23 protein-coding genes are annotated in these 17815 nt (G+C 55.9%); 15 read left to right on the forward strand and 8 right to left on the reverse strand.

From position 1 onward, the window contains the following. Position 1: 1 nt before the first annotated feature. Entirely contained in the window at positions 2–1333 is a 1332-nt protein-coding gene (tig, locus tag Q0775_RS14595) for a trigger factor (protein WP_298862363.1), read from the forward strand. 68 nt (positions 1334–1401) lie between these two features. On the opposite strand, the gene Q0775_RS14600 is transcribed toward tig, so the two are convergent. From Q0775_RS14600 to soxR, 3 genes are all read right to left on the reverse strand, one after another. Then, positions 1402–2025 (reverse strand): alternative oxidase, encoded by a 624-nt coding sequence (locus Q0775_RS14600; RefSeq protein WP_298862857.1) that lies wholly within the window; start codon positions 2023–2025, stop codon positions 1402–1404. Between the two features lie 87 nt (positions 2026–2112). After that, a complete protein-coding gene (locus Q0775_RS14605) occupies positions 2113–2595 on the reverse strand; it encodes a lytic transglycosylase domain-containing protein (protein WP_298862366.1) in 483 nt (160 codons plus the stop codon). A gap of 176 nt (positions 2596–2771) precedes the next feature. Further along, positions 2772–3221, reverse strand: coding sequence for a redox-sensitive transcriptional activator SoxR (soxR, locus tag Q0775_RS14610; protein WP_298862369.1), 450 nt, complete (start codon positions 3219–3221; stop codon positions 2772–2774). Between the two features lie 75 nt (positions 3222–3296). On the opposite strand from soxR, the gene Q0775_RS14615 reads away from it, so the two are divergent. Next, positions 3297–3674, forward strand: a complete 378-nt coding sequence (locus Q0775_RS14615) for a VOC family protein (protein WP_298862372.1) — start codon at positions 3297–3299, stop codon at positions 3672–3674. A gap of 110 nt (positions 3675–3784) precedes the next feature. Here Q0775_RS14615 and rplI read toward each other — a convergent pair whose 3' ends face one another. From rplI to rpsF, 3 genes are read right to left on the reverse strand one after another with little or no spacing between them, the layout of a single operon-like run. Then, positions 3785–4405: a 50S ribosomal protein L9 gene (gene rplI, locus Q0775_RS14620; protein WP_298862375.1), complete on the reverse strand. Its 621-nt coding sequence runs from the start codon at positions 4403–4405 to the stop codon at positions 3785–3787. Positions 4406–4417: 12 nt separating this feature from the next. Continuing rightward, complete coding sequence (gene rpsR / locus Q0775_RS14625) at positions 4418–4645, reverse strand: 30S ribosomal protein S18 (RefSeq protein WP_005852865.1); 228 nt, start codon at positions 4643–4645, stop codon at positions 4418–4420. A 28-nt stretch (positions 4646–4673) separates the two neighbouring features. Beyond that, positions 4674–5027 carry a 30S ribosomal protein S6 gene (gene rpsF, locus Q0775_RS14630; protein WP_259995478.1) on the reverse strand — a complete coding sequence of 118 codons (354 nt, stop codon included), beginning with the start codon at positions 5025–5027 and terminating at the stop codon, positions 4674–4676. 279 nt (positions 5028–5306) lie between these two features. Here rpsF and Q0775_RS14635 point away from each other — a divergent pair, with 279 nt between their 5' ends. After that, entirely contained in the window at positions 5307–5801 is a 495-nt protein-coding gene (locus tag Q0775_RS14635) for a hypothetical protein (protein WP_298862389.1), read from the forward strand. Between the two features lie 140 nt (positions 5802–5941). After that, complete coding sequence (locus Q0775_RS14640; protein WP_298862392.1) at positions 5942–6511, forward strand: YceI family protein; 570 nt, start codon at positions 5942–5944, stop codon at positions 6509–6511. A gap of 90 nt (positions 6512–6601) precedes the next feature. Here the strand turns inward: Q0775_RS14640 and Q0775_RS14645 are convergent, their stop codons facing one another. After that, positions 6602–7804, reverse strand: a complete 1203-nt coding sequence (locus Q0775_RS14645) for a cytochrome b/b6 domain-containing protein (protein ID WP_298862395.1) — start codon at positions 7802–7804, stop codon at positions 6602–6604. Positions 7805–7951: 147 nt separating this feature from the next. Here Q0775_RS14645 and fabD point away from each other — a divergent pair, with 147 nt between their 5' ends. The 5 genes from fabD to Q0775_RS14670 all read left to right on the forward strand — a co-directional run bounded on the left by fabD (position 7952) and on the right by Q0775_RS14670 (position 11352). Then, positions 7952–8884, forward strand: a complete 933-nt coding sequence (gene fabD, locus Q0775_RS14650) for an ACP S-malonyltransferase (protein WP_298862398.1) — start codon at positions 7952–7954, stop codon at positions 8882–8884. After that, the gene (locus Q0775_RS14655; protein ID WP_298862401.1) at positions 8874–9452 is read left to right on the forward strand and encodes a hypothetical protein; all 579 of its coding nucleotides are present in this window, start codon (positions 8874–8876) and stop codon (positions 9450–9452) included. The genes fabD and Q0775_RS14655 overlap by 11 nt, the downstream gene beginning before the upstream one ends. An 11-nt stretch (positions 9453–9463) precedes the next feature. Next, positions 9464–10201, forward strand: coding sequence for a 3-oxoacyl-[acyl-carrier-protein] reductase (gene fabG / locus Q0775_RS14660; RefSeq protein ID WP_298862404.1), 738 nt, complete (start codon positions 9464–9466; stop codon positions 10199–10201). Between the two features lie 203 nt (positions 10202–10404). Next, a complete protein-coding gene (locus Q0775_RS14665; protein ID WP_005852881.1) occupies positions 10405–10638 on the forward strand; it encodes an acyl carrier protein in 234 nt (77 codons plus the stop codon). Between the two features lie 180 nt (positions 10639–10818). Next, a complete protein-coding gene (locus Q0775_RS14670; protein ID WP_298862408.1) occupies positions 10819–11352 on the forward strand; it encodes a GNAT family N-acetyltransferase in 534 nt (177 codons plus the stop codon). Positions 11353–11361: 9 nt separating this feature from the next. On the opposite strand, the gene Q0775_RS14675 is transcribed toward Q0775_RS14670, so the two are convergent. After that, a complete protein-coding gene (locus Q0775_RS14675; RefSeq protein WP_298862410.1) occupies positions 11362–11865 on the reverse strand; it encodes a YetF domain-containing protein in 504 nt (167 codons plus the stop codon). A gap of 164 nt (positions 11866–12029) precedes the next feature. Between Q0775_RS14675 and fabF the strand changes: the two genes are divergently transcribed. The 6 genes from fabF (at position 12030) to Q0775_RS14705 (ending at position 17807) form a co-directional block, all read left to right on the forward strand. Continuing rightward, positions 12030–13289, forward strand: a complete 1260-nt coding sequence (fabF, locus tag Q0775_RS14680) for a beta-ketoacyl-ACP synthase II (RefSeq protein WP_298862413.1) — start codon at positions 12030–12032, stop codon at positions 13287–13289. Next, positions 13290–14453 (forward strand): endolytic transglycosylase MltG, encoded by a 1164-nt coding sequence (gene mltG, locus Q0775_RS14685; RefSeq protein WP_298862416.1) that lies wholly within the window; start codon positions 13290–13292, stop codon positions 14451–14453. 160 nt (positions 14454–14613) lie between these two features. Continuing rightward, the gene (locus tag Q0775_RS14690) at positions 14614–14964 is read left to right on the forward strand and encodes a hypothetical protein (RefSeq protein ID WP_298862419.1); all 351 of its coding nucleotides are present in this window, start codon (positions 14614–14616) and stop codon (positions 14962–14964) included. A gap of 52 nt (positions 14965–15016) precedes the next feature. Further along, complete coding sequence (locus Q0775_RS14695) at positions 15017–16243, forward strand: terminase family protein (protein WP_298862422.1); 1227 nt, start codon at positions 15017–15019, stop codon at positions 16241–16243. Positions 16244–16402: 159 nt separating this feature from the next. Beyond that, positions 16403–17587, forward strand: coding sequence for a phage portal protein (locus Q0775_RS14700; protein ID WP_298862424.1), 1185 nt, complete (start codon positions 16403–16405; stop codon positions 17585–17587). Continuing rightward, positions 17580–17807, forward strand: coding sequence for a hypothetical protein (locus tag Q0775_RS14705; RefSeq protein ID WP_298862427.1), 228 nt, complete (start codon positions 17580–17582; stop codon positions 17805–17807). Before Q0775_RS14700 ends, Q0775_RS14705 begins: the two co-directional genes overlap by 8 nt. The last annotated feature ends 8 nt before the right edge of the window (positions 17808–17815 follow it).

Genomic DNA, 17815 nt, shown 5'->3' on the forward strand with positions numbered 1-17815 from the left:
CATGCAGGTCAAAGAGACGCTTAACGAAGGTCTGAAACGCGGCTACACCATCACGCTGACAGCGGCAGAGCTGGACGTGAAAGTGACGGAAAAGCTGAAAGAAGCTCAGCCTGACGTCGAGATGAAAGGTTTCCGCAAAGGCAAAGTGCCAATGCCGCTTTTGAAGAAGCAGTTTGGCCCAAAAGTTCTGGGCGAAGCCATGCAAGAAGCCATTGATGGTGCAATGAGCGAGCACTTTGACAGCTCCGGTGACCGTCCGGCCATGCAGCCCGACGTCAAGATGACCAATGACGACTGGAAAGAAGGCGACGATGTCGAGGTCGCCATGACCTACGAAAAACTGCCGAACATTCCTGACGTTGATTTGACTACGATCAAGCTCGAGAAGATGGTTGTGAAGGCTGACGATGCCTCCATCGACGAAGCGTTGGCGTCGCTGGCCGAGACGGCACAGGACTTCAAAGCACGCAAAAAAGGCTCAAAAGCCAAGGACGGCGATCAAGTCGTTATGGATTTCGTGGGCAAAGTTGACGGCGAAGCGTTTGAAGGCGGTTCCGCCGAGGACTATCCGCTGGTACTGGGCTCCAACTCCTTCATCCCCGGTTTTGAAGAGCAGTTGGTCGGCGTGAAAGCGGACGAAGAAAAAGACATAACCGTCAATTTCCCAGATGATTATCAGGCCGAGCATCTTAAGGGCAAAGAAGCCGTGTTCTCCTGCACCATCAAAGAAGTTAAAGAGCCTGTCGCCGCCGAGATCAACGACGAGATGGCCACAAAGTTTGGTGCCGAAGACCTCGCTGCGCTGAAAGTGCAGATCGGTGAGCGTCTGGAAGCTGAATACACGGGTGCATCCCGTGCAATCATGAAGCGTGGTCTGCTCGACGCGCTGGACGGTATGGTTGATTTCGATCTTCCGCCATCCCTGCTCGATGCCGAAGCGGGCCAGATTGCGCACCAGCTGTGGCATGAAGATAACCCAGAGGTCGAAGGTCACGATCATCCCGAGATCGAGACGACAGACGAGCATAAGAAGCTGGCAACACGCCGCGTGCGTCTGGGCCTCCTGCTCGCCGAGTTGGGTCAGAAAGCCGAAGTTGAGGTGACCGACGCCGAGATGACACAAGCGATCATGAACCAAGCGCGTCAGTACCCTGGTCAAGAGCGTCAATTCTTTGAGTTCGTTCAGCAAAACCAGCAGATGCAGCAGCAGATGCGTGCGCCGATCTTTGAAGACAAAGTCGTTGATTATGTTTTCGAGCAGGCCACTGTGACGGACAAAGAAGTGTCCAAGGACGACTTGCAAAAAGCTGTTGAAGAGCTTGAGAACGAGTAACTTCGAGACATTTGAATGAGAAAGGGCCGCTCAATCGAGCGGCCCTTTTGCATTTGTATGCGCGAAATTTACGCAGCCATCTCGTCAGCTAATTCGTGGTTGCGGTCACGGTGTCCTGCCTCATCGGCGCGTACAGCGATAACGACCTCGCGCAGGCGTGCAGCCTCTCCAAGCTTCCAATAATCGATAGCGATCTGTGGGGCGGGAACATTCTCGACCTTGCCTGCGTCGATCTCCGCCAAATACTGGGTATAGCTGATAACCGCTTCTTCTTCGAGATAGGCCACGACGCGGTGAGCCAAACGTGGAGCAAAGAGGTAGAGGAAGAAATACAGGTTATAGAATACGGCCTGTCCAATCATGATCAGGAAACGCTCAAACTTTGACGGTTCTGCGATTTTGATAAACGTCATCAGATGCATACGCTCGTTCTCGGCCTCATCCAGAAGCTCGCGAATCCATCCTTGATCGTCGCGGATGTGACGCACTGATTTAAGATGCTGCAACAGGCCGCCGACCATACCCGGCACGGCGGCAACGGTTTCCAGTACAACTGCACGGTGACCATAGCGTTTCGCGAAGAAGCTGTCGGCGACAATGCGCATCGCCTTGACCGTGCGCAGCGCGATGCGGTCTTTGAGGTCGTTTGGCGGTGTATGCGTGGCCAGATCACCGTCGTGGCGTTTGGTCATGTCAAACATTTTGGGCTCCCTTGTCTATGTTGATCCACATATGGGGGCAGGGAGCCGCGCTACTAGATGATGCGTCAATTTGCGCCTCTATGCGGGGCGTAGGCCTGTTTCGACCAACATACCGCGTCGCTTTGCCTCGTAATAATAGCCGCGTGAATACCATTTAACGGCAGTGTCATGACTGCCATCTGACAACAACCATGCGCCGCGTAGGTATTTGACGGCATATTTGAGATTGGTGTCGGCATCGAGCAGATCATTTGGTGTGCCGCGAAATCCCATTGTGCCTGCCGTCTGTGGCAGAATTTGGAGCAAGCCATAATAGGGGCCATTACGCGCCGCAGGGTTGTGGGTACTTTCGCGGATGGCGAGGCGGTGCACGAGTGTCCGTGGCACGTCGTAGTGGTCTGCCCAGCGATTGATTGAGGCGCGCAGGGCGGGTGTCTCGTTGGGATGCAAAGGAAGGGTAGGTGCGGCTGATGTTGAGGCGGCTTCGGGGCTGCGGGCAGAGCAGGCTGAAACCGTAGCGATTGCGCCCAGCAGGAAGACGCGGCGGGAAAGGGCAGACATGATCGGGAATCCGTTATCGTTAATCTGCCGCAAGGTAAGGGGTAGGTGGAAACTTTGGCAAGTTGGACAAGCTATCACTGGCGCCGTTCCGCGCAGGGGGTGGCGAGCTTTTGCCCGTTCATGCGATTCTCGCATGGTAGAGCATCTGAAGCCAGGAAATTGCCACCGTCCAAGTATCAAAGATTTGGATCAATAAGGTGTCGTGGTCCTGTGCCTGACAGACGTGCGCGGTCCTCAGGGTTATAAAGCGCACATTTTTGTAACGACAGGCAGCCGCAACCTATACAGCCGTCAAGCGTATCGCGCAGTCGCTCCGCCTTTGCGATACGCCGGTCCAGATCCTTGCGAAATTTGGTAGCCATACGGGTCCAGTCTGCCGCAGTAGGCGGTCGGCCTTGGGGCAGTGTTTTCATCAATGCGCTTAGATCGCGTAGCGACACACCTAACTCTTGTGCGATCATCACAAAACTCAGTTTGCGGATGTCTGATCGGTCAAATCGGCGATGGCCAGACGAATTCTTGAGAGGCGTGACAAGGTCAAGTGTTTCGTAAAACCGAATTGCCGAGACTGCCAAGCCGGTGCGCTCTGCCACAGCGCCGATTGTGAGACCTTGGGACGGGGGCATAAAAAAACCTCTTGATCTAACGTTAACTTGAGGAAGTACACCATGAGTCGCAATAACTTACAAATGGAGAGATTTATGACCGAACTTGAACATATTAACGTGACTGTGCAGGACGTGGATGTCACTGCCAAACTATTGTGTGATTTATTCGGGTGGGAAGTTCGATGGCAGGGCCCGTCGATTCATGAGGGACGTTCGGCACATGTTGGAAGTGCTTCGAGCTATCTCGCGCTTTATTCTCCACCAAGTGCAACTGAACCAGCAGCAGAAAGCTATCACAAACGTGCAGGTCTCAATCATATCGGAATTGTTGTGGATGACTTGGACGCGGTGGAGGCGCGGATAAAGGCAAAAGGGTATGTGCCCAATAGCCATCAGGACTATGAGCCCGGACGGCGGTTTTACTTTGACGATGAAAACGGGATCGAGTTCGAGATCATTTCATATGCCTGACGTCTGGAAGCGAGATCATGCTTTCTGTGTGTGTGATCCCGCATTGTAAAATGTTAAACGCCGCGCAGGGATGCTGCGCGGCGTTTAATTCTGTCGTCAAAGAGGAAGAATTAGGACTCTTCGTTCTCATCTGCTGCGGCAGGTGCTGGTGCATCCAGATCGCCATCTTCGTCCGCGGCGGAGCCGATATCGTCGAAGAGTTCGGAAATCTCGAATTCTGCTGCGGCTTCTTCTTCCGCTGCGAGTTCTTGGATGGACTTGCCTGCGGCCTGAAGTTCGGCTTCTTCGGGTGAACGTGCAACGTTCAGCTCGATTGTGGCGTCAACTTCTGGGTGCAGAACAACCTGTACGTCATGAATGCCCAGATACTTGATAGGGGCGATCAGGACGACCTGCTTGCGGTCCACAGTGAACCCTTCGGCAGTTGCGGCTTCGGCGGCGTCACGTGTGGTAACAGAGCCGTAAAGCGCACCTGCGTCGGAGGCAGAACGAATCACAACAAACTGCTGGCCATGCAGCTTGGCAGCCATTGCTTCGGCTTCTTTCTTGGTCTCGAGGTTTTGTGTCTCGAGTTGGGCTTTCTGACCTTCAAAAGAAGCAATGTTCGCTTTGGAAGCGGTCAGTGCTTTTTTCTGTGGCAGTAGGTAGTTGCGCGCAAAGCCTGGTTTGACGTCAACGACGTCGCCCATCTGGCCGAGTTTCGCAACACGCTGGAGAAGGATAACATGCATAATCTCTACTCCTTATTTCACTGCGTAGGGCAGCAGGGCGAGGAAGCGGGCGCGTTTGATGGCACGGGCCAATTCACGTTGCTTTTTCGCGGATACTGCGGTGATACGGGACGGCACAATCTTGCCACGCTCAGAGATGTAGCGCTGAAGCAGACGTGTGTCTTTGTAATCGATTGCCGGTGCATTGTCGCCCGAGAAGGGGCAGACTTTGCGACGGCGGAAAAATGGTTTTGCGGCCATGGTTTAGAGTCCTTTCAACAACCTAAAATCAGCGACGTTCACGGCGCTCTGGGCGCTCGTCACGTTTTTGCATCTGAACGGAAGGCAGCTCTTTGTGCTCGTCCATCTTGATGGTCAGAACGCGCATGACGTCGTCATGCAGGCGCATCAGGCGTTCCATCTCCTGCACGGCAGTTGCCGGTGCATCGGAGCGCAGGAAGGCATAGTGCCCCTTGCGGTTCTTGTTGATTTTATAGGCCATCGTCTTGACGCCCCAATACTCGCTGTCAACGAGTGTCCCGCCGTTGTCGGACAGGACGGTACCGAAATGTTCGATCAGGCCTTCGGCTTGTGTATTGGACAAGTCTTGGCGAGCGATCATTACATGCTCATATAGCGGCATGTGTGCTCCACTTATTTCAAGGCGCATTTCATAGGTAGGGCGATGATCCTTTGCGGCCCCACCACGAGAGTCTGCGCGGTTAAATCGTCTTACAAAGGAAGCACTGCATATACACCGTTTACACCGCAGCACAAGCAGTCAGTGCAGGGACGCTTCATGTCGATTGGATTTGCACTATTGCTGCTTGGCCAGCTGCCCTCGACATGCCCAAACTGTGCCCTGATTTTGTCCCATTGATCCTTCACCTCTTGGTTAATCAAAAAACACGAGGGACAAGACATGACTATCACAGCCGATCACAGCTTTCCGCCAAAACCTGCGCTGGGGACTGCCCACGTTCTCGACGGGGGCCGTCTTGTGATGCGTCTATCGGCCCGCATGGGTTCAGTTACCTTTGCGATGGTCGCTGTATTGGTCTGGTTTGCTCCGGGTGCGACGTGGGACAGCGATGTTTTGCTGTTCAAAGCCGCGTTGATGGTTGTTTCGATTTTTGTCTCCGCAGGATTGTGGCAGATGAGCCTGCCTCCCGTGAAGCCCACGGTCGAAGTGGACATCCAGAACATGGAAGTACGCGTCATGCGCCGTCGAGGGGCAGAGCCTGCACGCGTTGTTGAACGCTGTGCGTTTAGCGATCTGGATGCAGTTGACTTGAATGGCCGCCATATCATCATGTGGAACAAGGGTAGCCGTCTGCTGGCCGATATCACCCTGAGCAATGCAACGGTGCACGCGTCGTTGCTGGCGGCCCTGCGTAGCGTTGGAAAGCTCGCCTGACGATCGATGTGCACAAGCAGATAGCTTTTGCGTGACTTTCGTTCGCCACCGCGCAGACGATGTTTGATTCTTGGGGATTGAGTTTAGCAGCATTTGCACCAAATACTTTTGTAGGATTTAACCTTACATGGAGTATTGCTATGAAATCTCTCGTTCTTGCTGCCCTCTTGTCTGCTTCCGCCTCAATGGCGATGGCTGCTGAGAAATACGTTCTGGATGCCAGCCACAGCCAAGTTGTATTCTCTTATAACCACCTCGGCTTTTCAACGACCTACGGCATGTTCTCCGGCTTTGAAGGCGAGATCATGTTTGATGAGGCCGACCCAGCGAACTCTTCCGTGGCTGTCTCGATGCCGACAAAATCCATGTTTACAGGCTGGGAAAAGCGTGACGCGCACTTCATGAGCGACGATTTCTTTGGCGCCTCTGACGACGATATGATCACCTTCAAGTCCACGTCGATTGAAGTGACAGGCGAAGGCACTGCCAACATTACAGGCGATCTTACCATGAACGATGTGACAAAATCCGTTGTTCTGGCCACAAACCTGAACCAGCTTTCCGAGCACCCAATGGCGAAAAAGCCATGGGCAGGTTTTAATGCGACTACAACGCTGCTGCGCTCAGACTTTGGCGTGGACAAGTTCGCACCGTTTGTAGGTGACGAGATTGCAGTGACAATTTCGCTTGAAGCCATGAAAGCAGAGTAAGTTTTTGTGATCTAATGAGTAAGGGCCGCAGGGAAATACCTTTCCGCGGCCCTTTTTTTATGCCTCGCTCTTGCGTTGATGCGGTATGCCTTATGCGTCAGGTGTGCGTGTGGCTGTCAGCTCAATCTGTACATCTACGGCAAAGCCGAGCGAGCTTTCGTCGGGCATATTGGCCCCGATGCCAAAATCCATGCGGTTGAGGGTCAGGTTCGCCTGCATATTTGCATTGTCGCCCTCAACCGAGAGGCGGAAGGGCATTAAGAGCGGCAAGGTGTTGTCTTTGATACTGAGCGTGCCATCAGCCACAAAACCGTCCACGCCTGAGACAAGGTCTGCTTTGAAAGTGGCCGTCTCGAACTGTGTCGCGTCAAAGAAGTCCGGCCCCATCGCTTGGTCCGTGACAGAGCCGAGTGTGAGTGAACCGATGGCGATGACCACTTCTACCTGCCCGGCTACGCCGTTTCTGATGGCTGGATCATAGGCGATGTCAGCGGTCCAACTCTCGAAGCGGCCCTCCACAGGAGAGCCGAATTGCGAGACGCTGATGGTTATGGTGCCGTCCTGAACAGTCCAGTCCGAGGCGACATCGGCCAGTTCGGCGGCTTGTACGCCTTCTTTTGCCGTATAGACGCCGATAAAGTTGCCACCGATGAGGACCGCCCCCCAGATGGCCAATGCGGCAACAAGGGGTATGCGGCTGTGATGTGAAGGGGAAAGCTCTGCAAGATCGGGCGCGCCGTTTATCATGCGGCGCAAGGTAGCGTCCTTGTCGATGAAGTGGTGTTTGAGCGCACCAGCGATGTGCAACAGGAGCGACACGATCATGACCTTGCCGAACACCCAGTGAAACCCGCCAAACAGCGCCGCGACGCTTTCGGATTTTGGAACCATGGGCAGGGATTGCCCCAGCGGCCACCAGATCGGCGCAAAGCCAGCTGTTGCCGCGTGGTGTATCCAGCCAGACAGCGGAGCAAGCACCAGAGAGCCATAGAGCAGCCAATGGGCGGTCTCAGCGAGGCAGTTCTCAACTTTGCGATCGGGGTGCAGGGAGGCAGGTTTGGGCTGGGACAAAGCCCAGAGAATGCGCAGCAGGGCTACAAAAAAGACAGTCACACCGAGTGTTTTGTGCAGCGAGAACAGCCATGCTTTTTGCGCCAGTTCCGCCGAGGTGTCATAGGGCAACTCTTCTGCGATGATGGCGACAGGGATCAGGGTCATGATCAGCAGGGCAGTGAGCCAATGAAAGCTGCGGGTGACACTGCCATAGCGGGTGATGGTATTAGAGGTGGCCATGGGATGCTCCTGCCTGATGCGATTGTCCAAACATATGCCATCCACCTGACAGGGCAATGGCACGTTTCGGCACAGGTTCTGTGCGCTCTTGTGAGGGCGGATGCCCTTCGCTAAACCGATGGGCAGTATAGTATAAGGGCAAACATCATGAGCACAGCATTCGTATTTCCCGGTCAGGGCGCACAAACCATCGGTATGGGCCATGATCTGGCGCAGGCCTATCCTGCTGCCAAAGCAGTCTTTGACGAAGTCGATGAGGCGCTGGGGCAAAAGTTGAGCGCGCTCATTTGGGAAGGCGACATTGCAGAGCTGACCCTGACGGAGAATGCGCAGCCTGCGCTGATGGCAACGTCGATGGCGGCGATGGCTGCACTTGGGGCTGAGGGCATTGATGTGACACGTGCGTCCTTTGTGGCGGGACACAGTCTTGGCGAGTATTCGGCGCTCTGTGCGGCAGGAGTGTTCACGCTGGCTGATACCGCGCGGTTGTTGCGCATCCGTGGCCGTGCGATGCAAGAGGCGGTGCCGGTAGGGGAAGGTGCAATGGCCGCGATCCTTGGCCTGTCTGCCGACGATGTGGCCAAGTTGGCTGCCGATGCGGCGCAAGGCGATGTGTGTCAGTTGGCGAACGAGAATGACCCCACGCAGAACGTGATTTCGGGCAGCAAAGCCGCAGTTGAGCGTGCGATTGATATGGCCAAAGGGGCAGGGGCCAAGCGTGCGCTGCCTTTGCCTGTTTCCGCACCGTTTCACTGTGCTTTAATGCAGCCGGCGGCGGATGAAATGGCGCGGGCGCTGGCCGAAGTGACGTTGAACGACCCAAAGGTCCCACTTGTGGCGAATGTGCTGGCCGAGAGTGTGGACACCGCTGGACCCATCGCGGGGCTGCTGGTGGATCAGGTGACAGGCCGCGTGCGCTGGCGCTCCTCGGTTGAGTGGATGGCGGCGCAGGGTGTGACGGAATATTGGGAGATTGGTGCAGGCAAAGCGCTGTCTGGCATGATCCGCCGAATTCACAAGGAAGCGACACTTCGCAATGTGGGTGCAGCAGCGGATGTGAAAGCGGCGCTTGAAGGCTAGTATTACCCGCCGCAGTTCGCTGATGGGCGCATTGGCGTTGGTGGCGGGCTGCGGAACGGTGACACGCTTGCAGCAGGGGCTTGAGTTTTCGGTCGTAAACGAGCGGCTGATTATTCGAGGCGAGATCAGCGCACGGACGGCTGCGGCTTTTGCTGATGTTCTGAAGCAGAATCCGCAGGTATCCGTTATTGTCTTGCAGCATATCACGCGGGTGACGGATGTGCCTGCGGTTTTTGCAATTGGACGCATGATCCGTGCGCGGGGGCTTCATACGGCATTGCAGAGTGACAGTGATATACATGCCGAAGCGGTTTTCATGTTTCTGGCGGGGGTGGAGCGGCGCATGGTGGCGGGTGCGCAGATCGGTCTGGGCAGCTGGACGGCACGTGATTTTAGCCGCGCTCCCGATTTTGCAGGCGCATCGGAATACACTGTTGAGATGTTAGGATCAGACGCATTTTACCTCTTTGCCTTGCGCAATGGGCCGTCTGACGGGATATACGTCATGACTGAGGATGAGATTGCGCAATTCGGCTTGTTGACCGCGCCTGTGCAGCGATTTGAATAAAGGGAACTGATATGTTTGATCTAACGGGTAAAAATGCGCTGGTAACGGGTGCGTCGGGTGGCATTGGTGCGGATATCGCGCGGGCAATGTATGCGCAGGGGGCGACTGTGGGCCTGTCTGGTACGCGCACGGAGCCGTTGGAGGCACTTGCTGCTGAGCTGGGTGACCGTGCGCATGTGTTGCCCTGCAACCTGAGCGATATGGAAGCGGTTAAAGCGTTGCCCAAGCAAGCGGCGGAAGCGATGGGATCGGTTGATATTCTGGTCAACAATGCAGGCATCACCCGCGACAACTTGTTTATGCGCATGTCCGACGATGAGTGGCAGTCGGTATTGGACGTGAACCTGACCGCGACATTCCAGCTGTGTAAAGGGGTGATGCGCGGGATGATGAAAGCGCGTTGGGGACGTATTGTGAACATTTCCTCAATTGTTGGCGCAACGGGCAATCCGGGTCAGGCGAATTATGCGGCGTCCAAAGCGGGGATGATCGGGATGGGCAAAAGCCTTGCCTATGAAGTGGCGAGCCGTGGAATCACCGTCAATGCGATTGCGCCCGGATTTATTGCCACGGCGATGACAGACAAACTTACCGATGAACAGAAATCTGGCATCATGGGGCAAATTCCGGCGGGCCGGATGGGCACACCGAACGAGATTGCCAGCGCTGTTGTCTATCTTGCCAGCACCGAATCCGCTTATGTTACAGGGGCGACCTTGCATGTGAATGGCGGTATGGCCATGTTGTAATGGCATCGGTGAAAACGTTTGCGTAACCCCAATCATATGCTAAAGGGGGCGCAGAATAACCAGACGGGCGCTTGATGTGACCCGCGCCTTGTGACAGCAAGGAAAACGAGCCGCCCCCCAAAGGGGCACCTTCTGGCCCCTCGCACGTTGAGACGGCAGAAACCCAAAGGGGCAGCATAGCCCAATGAGTAAGGACTGATAGTATGAGCGACGTCGCAGACCGCGTTAAGAAGATCGTTGTTGAGCACCTTGGTGTTGAAGAAGACAAAGTAGTTGAAAACGCTTCTTTCATCGATGATTTGGGTGCAGACAGCCTCGACACCGTCGAGCTGGTAATGGCATTCGAAGAAGAGTTCGGCATCGAGATCCCCGATGACGCAGCCGAGAACATCCAGACCTTTGGCGACGCGGTCAAGTTCATCAAAGAAGCTTCCTAAGAGGCTTTGCCGAGTTCTTCTCGGCGGTAATATTCTCAAACGGCGCCCCGCTCTGCGGATTGGCGCCGTTTTTGATTCTTGGATGATTTGATGCTTGTCTAACTAAACATGCTGCGGCAATTCTGAGCGCCCGAACCGCAGTATTAGTTTCCATGATTAAAGACGAAGGCCAAGCACCGCATGCTCCGAAATATTCCGACGATCAATACGCCGCGGGTCACCTTGCGCGGCATGCGCCGCGAGGATTTTGAACGCTATGCCGAGATTTGGGCGAATCCCGAAGTTGTGACCCATATCAAAGGCAAGCCATGGCCGCGTGCGCGCAGTTGGGATTCTTTTTTGCGCAATGCAGGCCATTGGCAGATCGCAGGCTTTGGTCAGTGGGCGGTGCAGATACACAGTGAAGCAACGATGGCGGGGCAGGTCGGTTTTTTCTTTGGCTCTCGCGGCTTGGGAGAGGATTTTGATCCATATCCCGAAGCAGGCTGGGTTTTGGATCCGGCATTTCAGGGGCAGGGTTACGGCATTGATGCCGCCACAGCTGCGCACGAATGGTTTGACCGTGTTGTGGCGGGGCGTACTGTGTGTGTGATTACCCCTGAAAACGAAGGGTCTCTCAGGATCGCGGAAACGCTGGGGTATAAGCCGCTGCGCCATGTGACGACAGAGGGGGAATCGGTTTTGCTAATGACCCGAAAAGGGCCGCCCGTCTGAGCCGCGGGATTAGCGGCGCAAAACGTCTTCCATGATTTCATCGGATACCGGTGGCCCGTGTGGTGCGCCGTGTAGCACGCTGACATCGCCTGTAGTCTCCATAATAACCGCGCGGACGTTTTCGAGATTATAGGCGTTAGCCTCCCGAAGTTTGGCCCAAAGGTCTGATTTGCTAACGCCTGCTTTAGTCATGTTGGCGGATAACATTTTGCCATCTTCCATGAGTAATATAGGTGCATTGTCGATGGCGTCCTGAACGCGTGGCCAGCGAATGCGCAACTGGGAAATTCCAATTTGCACTACAAAAAGAGCGATGGTAGCCCAGATAAATATCCAGATGTTTGTATTCAATGTGGTGACTGCACCCGCGAGGACAGAACCGATTGAGACAGTGATTGCAAAATCGAACCCTGACATTTTCGAAAAACTGCGCAAGCCGTGCAATCGTGTGAGAAGCAGAATAGCCAAAATTACGAAGGCGGCGCGGATCGTAATTTCAATATATGCGGGCATTTAACTTCTCCTGTTTGTTAGAGAACACGCCAAGGGCCAGAGCAGTTCCGTAAAACAGACTGCTGGCGAAGACCCGCCTTTTCGCGGATGCCAATGCTCTTGATAATTGGGGGACCCGCAAGGTATAGCCGATCCAAGCAATATTACACCAAAGGGCAGAGCATATGCGCAGAGTGGTCGTTACGGGATTGGGTTTGGTTACGCCGTTGGCAGACGGAGTCGAGGAAAGCTGGAAGCGCATATTGGAGTGTCAGTCCGGTGCGGGGCCGATCACAACCTTTGATGCGAGCCGCTGTGTCACACAATATGCATGTGAAGTGCCGCTGGGGGACGGATCAGATGGGACGTTCAACGCCGACAAATATATGCAGCCCAAAGAGCAGCGTAAAGTTGACACCTTCATTATGTTTGGTCTGGCCGCAGCACAGCAAGCTGTCGAAGATGCGGGATGGATGCCAGAGGACCGCGAGAGCCTTGAGCGCACAGGCGTTCTGATCGGGTCGGGTATCGGTGGTCTGAACTCCATCGCGAATACAGCTGTGATGATGGCGGAGAAAGGCCCCAAGCGGGTCAGCCCCTTCTTCGTGCCCGGTGCGCTGATCAACCTAATCTCGGGTCAGGTATCGATTAAATACGGATTTAAGGGGCCGAACCATTCTGTAGTGACGGCTTGTTCGACGGGGGCGCACGCGATTGGCGATGCGAGCCGCCTGATCATGTTCGGCGATGCGGATGTGATGGTTGCAGGCGGGGCAGAGGCGGCGATTTGTGAGATTGGCATTGCAGGCTTCAACGCGTGTAAAGCGCTTAGCACCAAGCGCGGCGATGATCCAAAGAAGGCCAGCCGTCCCTATGACGCGGACCGTGACGGTTTTGTCATGGGTGAGGGCGCCGGCATTGTGGTGCTTGAAGAGTATGAGCACGCGAAAGCACGCGGTGCAAAAATTTATGCCGAAGTCATCGGGTATGGTCTGTCGGGCGATGCCTATCACATCACGGCCCCGTCCGAGGATGGTGAGGGTGGTGAGAGGTCCATGCGCTCTGCGTTGCGCCATGCAGGGTTGGAGCCAAAGGACATCGATTATATCAACGCCCATGGCACATCGACTATGGCCGATACGATTGAATTGGGCGCCGTTGAGCGAATGATGGGTGAGCATGCGGGCAAAGTGACCATGTCCTCTACCAAATCTGCAACCGGGCACTTGTTGGGGGCTGCGGGTGCGATTGAGGCAATTTTCTCAATCCTTGCGATCCGTGATCAGATTGCACCGCCAACGATAAACTTGGATAACTTGGCCGTTGAGACAAAGATTGATCTTGCAGCGAATGCGCCAGTGAAGCGGGAGATAAAGGTTGCGTTGAGTAACTCCTTTGGTTTTGGCGGAACAAACGCGAGCGTTCTGTTCGGGAAGGTCGACTAGATGTGGCGTCATGTTGCAGCAAATGCGATGACATTTCTGATGGTTGCGCTGTTTCTCACAGGTGGTCTGATCATGTGGGGCAAGGCGCAATATGACGCGCCGGGGCCGCTGACCGAGGCTGCTTGTGTGCAGGTTAAAAGTGGGTCGAACATGCGTCGAGTCAGCAAGGATCTGGCAGCACAGGGCGCCGTGTCTTCGGCGTCTATTTTTCGTATCGGTGCGGATTATGAGGAAAAGACAGGCCAGTTGAAGGCGGGTAGTTTCCTGATCGAACCTGAAGCGACAATGAAGGAAATTGTCGATGTGATTACTCGCGGCGGGGCAAGCACTTGTGGCACCGAGATTGTTTATCGCATCGGGGTCAATCGTGTGAGCATTCAGGTTCGTGAATTGGACCCTGCAACAAACCGTTTTGCCGAATTGGCAACGTTCACCCAAGGCGAGGATGAAGTGCCTGCGGAATATACCCAGATGCGGGATCAGGCAGATGTTCGGTTTCGCATTGCAGTGGCGGAAGGTGTGACCAGCTGGCAGGTCGTAAATGCGATTTCCGGCATGGATATTATGGACGGGACTGTTGTGTCTGTGCCGCCAGAAGGGTCGCTTGCGCCTGACAGCTATGAAATTCGCAAAGGTGATGACCGTGCCGCGTTGCTAGCGCGGATGTCCTCAGCGCAGGAAACCTTGTTGGCGGCGGCATGGGAAACGCGTGCCGATGATTTACCAATTGATTCAGCCGAAGAGTTGTTGATCCTCGCATCCTTAATCGAAAAAGAGACCGGAGTTTCGGACGAGCGACGTCAGGTGGCAAGTGTTTTTGTCAATCGCATAAATCAAGGCATGCGTTTGCAAACGGACCCTACGGTTATCTACGGGATTACCAAAGGTGAGGGGGTTCTGGGACGCGGTCTGCGCCGCAGTGAATTGCGTGCCGAGACGCCTTATAACACTTATGTCATCAATGGACTGCCGCCCACGCCGATTGCCAACCCTGGACGCGCAAGCCTGATGGCGGCGGCGCGACCTGACGAGACGCCTTACATCTTCTTTGTGGCGGATGGTACGGGCGGTCACGCCTTTGCTGTTACACTGGATGAGCATAACCGCAATGTCGCGGTATGGCGCCAGATTGAAGCGGACCGGGCGGCGGCAGCGAACGACTGACCTGTTGCGCGCATCGTGCGGTGCTGTGAGCAGCGGTTAAGAACAACCTGATATACCATGTCTCATGCTAGGAGATTTGGGGAACGGCCCTGATGTATAGTTGGGGCCGTTTTTTCACGTCTTTCGATTGGAGGAATCCGAGCGAAAGGACCGACAACAGATGATAATCCAACCGGTGCCACAGCTTGACGAGCTCGCCCATGCGGAGGCCATGTTTGCCTCCGTTCAGGTGACACTTGCCGAGTTAAGAGAAGCATTAGAGAACCTGAAAAATCAGGCAAAGTCCGGAGAGGAAATCGACGCAACACTGACGTCCAAGACCTTTATCCAGTTAACGGATGCGGTGGGGCGTTGCCAAAAAGCGGGAATGATCTTGAATGACTGCCGAAATAAACAAGCCGGAATTGCGCGTGGAGGGTACGCCCTCGACATGGAAAAAGCGCGGGTTGATATCGGGTGCAAGCTTGATCGGCTCCGCTGTTCCATCGATTCAGGAGGGATTCCTGAATGACCTGGATGAGGGAGAGCTTCGTGCTCTCCCTTACTTATTCGAATTTTGGGCCATGCCGCATCAGTTGCCCCCTGAGGGAGATTGGCGGTCATGGGTCATTATGGGCGGGCGCGGTGCGGGTAAGACCCGTGCAGGTGCCGAGTGGGTACGCAGTGTGGTCGAGGGGGCTTTGCCTTTGGTCGCTGGGCGTTGCGGTCGTGTGGCGCTGGTAGGTGAGACCATCGAGCAGGTGCGCGAAGTGATGATCTTCGGTGATAGCGGGATCCTTGCCTGCTCGCCAGCAGACCGGAGGCCTGATTGGGAGGCGACGCGGAAGCGGCTTGTCTGGCCCAACGGGGCAGTGGCGACGGTGCATTCGGCACATGATCCCGAGGGCTTGCGTGGGCCGCAGTTTGATGCGGCATGGGTGGACGAGATGGCGAAGTGGAAAAAAGCACAAGAGACGTGGGATATGCTGCAATTTGCTTTGCGGTTGGGGGAGCATCCGCAGGTTTGTGTAACGACGACACCGCGCAACGTGGATGTGTTGAAAGCGCTGCTTAAGTCCCCATCAACGGTGGTGACACATGCGGCGACGGAGGCGAACCGTGCGCATTTGGCATCGTCGTTTCTGGAGGAGGTTAGGGCACGGTATCGTGGCACGCGTTTGGGGCGGCAGGAGTTGGACGGGGTGCTCTTGGCGGATGCTGAGGGAGCGTTGTGGACGAGCGAGATGTTGGAGGTTGCGCGTGTGCGGCACTTGCCAGCATTGGACCGTATCGTGGTGGCAGTCGATCCCGCGACGACATCCGGAGCGTCCTCGGATGAGTGCGGGATAGTGGTGGCGGGGGTGCAGTGCAGTGGGCCGCCGCAGGATTGGCGGGCCTTTGTGTTGGCTGATTGCACGGTTGCAGGCATGGGGCCGAGTGGTTGGGCGAAGGCTGCGATTGCGGCGATGGAGCGGTTTGGCGCCGACCGTCTGGTGGCGGAGGTGAATCAAGGCGGGCAGATGGTGCAGGAGGTGATCCGTCAGGTGGACCCGTTGGTGCCCTATAAGGGGGTACATGCAAGCCGAGGTAAGGTGGCGCGTGCAGAACCTGTCGCGGCTCTGTATGAGCAGGGACGGGTCCAGCACATGCCTGACATGGACGGGTTGGAGGATCAGATGACGCGGATGACGCGGCGAGGGTATGATGGCGGTGGATCGCCTGACCGTGTGGATGCGCTGGTCTGGGCGTTGCATGAGTTGATGATTGAGCCTGCCGCGACGTGGCGACAACCGAATGTGCGATCTTTGTGAGAGCTGGTGTTGCGGAAAAAGGGGGGCTTTGGCCTCCCTTTTTTGTTGGCGCATAGCGTGTTGCGCGGGGTGCGCACGCTCTGGTCTGAGGGGATTAGCATTTTAATGGCAAATTATTTTCAGAAGCGATGAGGCAGCAGGTTTGCCACGGGGCACGGGATGAGGAGAACGGATTTGTTTGATTTTCTAAAGCGCGGGACGGCGGATGCGGTGGAGGCGAAGGCCTCGGCCACGGGGCGTGTTGTGGCGATGCAAAGCTCTGGCCGCGTGGCGTGGAGCCCGCGTGATACGGTATCTTTGACGCGGACGGGGTTTGCGGGCAACCCTGTTGGATTTCGCTCGGTCAAGTTGATTGCGGAAGCTGCGGCGGCGCTGCCATTGGTGTTGCAGGATGCTGAACAGCGGTTTGATACGCATCCGGTGCTGGGTCTGATTTCACGGCCCAATGGCGGGCAAGGTCGGGCAGAGCTGTTGGAGGCGCTCTATGCGCAACTGCTGTTGTCGGGTGACGCTTATGTGGAAGCCGTAGGGGCCGAGGCGGGGCTGCCGCTGGAGCTGCATGTTTTGCGCTCTGATCGGATGTCTGTGGTGCCTGGGGCTGATGGGTGGCCTGTTGCTTATGAGTATGCGGTGGGCGGGCGCAAGCACCGGTTCGATGCGACGCAGGGTTCGCCCATTTGTCATGTGCGCAATTTCCACCCGCAAGATGATCATTACGGGTTTAGCCCGATGCAGGCGGCGGCCACGGCTGTGGATGTGCATAATTCGGCCTCGCGCTGGAGCAAGGCGCTGCTTGATAATGCGGCGCGGCCTTCGGGGGCGATCATTTATAAGGGTGCCGAGGGGCAGGGCAGTTTGAGCAACGACCAGTACGAGCGATTGGTTAGCGAAATGGAGAGCCATCATCAGGGGGCGCGCAATGCGGGGCGGCCGATGCTGCTGGAAGGTGGGCTTGACTGGAAGCCGATGGGGTTCTCGCCCTCCGACATGGAGTTCCAGAAGACCAAGGAAGCGGCAGCGCGTGAAATTGCGCTCGCGTTTGGTGTGCCGCCGATGCTAATCGGGATTTCCGGCGATGCGACCTATGCGAACTACCAAGAGGCGCACCGCGCGTTTTACCGTTTGACCGTGCTGCCATTGGCGAGCCGTGTGACTGCTGTGCTGTCGCATTGGTTGTCGGGTTTCACGGGGGAGCTGGTGGAGCTGAAGCCTGATCTGGATCAAGTGCCTGCGTTGAGTGCGGAGCGTGATGCGCAGTGGGCGCGTGTCGCTGGCGCGGATTTCCTGACGGATGTGGAGAAGCGCAGCCTTTTGGGCCTGCCGGCGGTGGCGGCGGATGAGTGAGCTCCCTGTAGAGCGGTTTCAATGCGCACCTGGGATGCGGTTGCAAGCGCATGAACGGGTGACGGCGATCCATTTGCAGAACCTCGACAAGCGGCTCGACCGGATCGAGCAGATGATGGAGCGCTTGGAGCGGCGGTTGTGGCTGGCGGTTTACGGAGTTGCGGCGGTGGTGCTGGCCAAGGCGGTGCAGACTTACCTTGAAGTTGTGCCGCTGGTCTGAGCGGAAAA

The organism is uncultured Sulfitobacter sp. (assembly GCF_947499945.1).
In the GTDB taxonomy this organism is placed as follows: Bacteria; Pseudomonadota; Alphaproteobacteria; order Rhodobacterales; family Rhodobacteraceae; genus Sulfitobacter.

Coding starts and splice junctions, on each gene's coding strand:
- Q0775_RS14615 (WP_298862372.1), top strand. CDS start 3,297: ATGACCGAACTTGAACATATTAACGTGACTGTGCAGGACGTGGATGTC.
- mltG (WP_298862416.1), top strand. CDS start 13,290: ATGTGGCGTCATGTTGCAGCAAATGCGATGACATTTCTGATGGTTGCG.
- Q0775_RS14665 (WP_005852881.1), top strand. CDS start 10,405: ATGAGCGACGTCGCAGACCGCGTTAAGAAGATCGTTGTTGAGCACCTT.
- Q0775_RS14705 (WP_298862427.1), top strand. CDS start 17,580: ATGAGTGAGCTCCCTGTAGAGCGGTTTCAATGCGCACCTGGGATGCGG.
- soxR (WP_298862369.1), bottom strand. CDS start 3,221: ATGCCCCCGTCCCAAGGTCTCACAATCGGCGCTGTGGCAGAGCGCACC.
- tig (WP_298862363.1), top strand. CDS start 2: ATGCAGGTCAAAGAGACGCTTAACGAAGGTCTGAAACGCGGCTACACC.
- Q0775_RS14605 (WP_298862366.1), bottom strand. CDS start 2,595: ATGTCTGCCCTTTCCCGCCGCGTCTTCCTGCTGGGCGCAATCGCTACG.
- Q0775_RS14675 (WP_298862410.1), bottom strand. CDS start 11,865: ATGCCCGCATATATTGAAATTACGATCCGCGCCGCCTTCGTAATTTTG.
- Q0775_RS14640 (WP_298862392.1), top strand. CDS start 5,942: ATGAAATCTCTCGTTCTTGCTGCCCTCTTGTCTGCTTCCGCCTCAATG.
- Q0775_RS14645 (WP_298862395.1), bottom strand. CDS start 7,804: ATGGCCACCTCTAATACCATCACCCGCTATGGCAGTGTCACCCGCAGC.
- rpsR (WP_005852865.1), bottom strand. CDS start 4,645: ATGGCCGCAAAACCATTTTTCCGCCGTCGCAAAGTCTGCCCCTTCTCG.
- Q0775_RS14700 (WP_298862424.1), top strand. CDS start 16,403: ATGAGGAGAACGGATTTGTTTGATTTTCTAAAGCGCGGGACGGCGGAT.
- rplI (WP_298862375.1), bottom strand. CDS start 4,405: ATGCATGTTATCCTTCTCCAGCGTGTTGCGAAACTCGGCCAGATGGGC.
- Q0775_RS14635 (WP_298862389.1), top strand. CDS start 5,307: ATGACTATCACAGCCGATCACAGCTTTCCGCCAAAACCTGCGCTGGGG.
- fabG (WP_298862404.1), top strand. CDS start 9,464: ATGTTTGATCTAACGGGTAAAAATGCGCTGGTAACGGGTGCGTCGGGT.
- Q0775_RS14600 (WP_298862857.1), bottom strand. CDS start 2,025: ATGACCAAACGCCACGACGGTGATCTGGCCACGCATACACCGCCAAAC.
- rpsF (WP_259995478.1), bottom strand. CDS start 5,027: ATGCCGCTATATGAGCATGTAATGATCGCTCGCCAAGACTTGTCCAAT.
- Q0775_RS14690 (WP_298862419.1), top strand. CDS start 14,614: ATGATAATCCAACCGGTGCCACAGCTTGACGAGCTCGCCCATGCGGAG.
- Q0775_RS14695 (WP_298862422.1), top strand. CDS start 15,017: ATGCCGCATCAGTTGCCCCCTGAGGGAGATTGGCGGTCATGGGTCATT.
- fabF (WP_298862413.1), top strand. CDS start 12,030: ATGCGCAGAGTGGTCGTTACGGGATTGGGTTTGGTTACGCCGTTGGCA.
- fabD (WP_298862398.1), top strand. CDS start 7,952: ATGAGCACAGCATTCGTATTTCCCGGTCAGGGCGCACAAACCATCGGT.
- Q0775_RS14670 (WP_298862408.1), top strand. CDS start 10,819: ATGCTCCGAAATATTCCGACGATCAATACGCCGCGGGTCACCTTGCGC.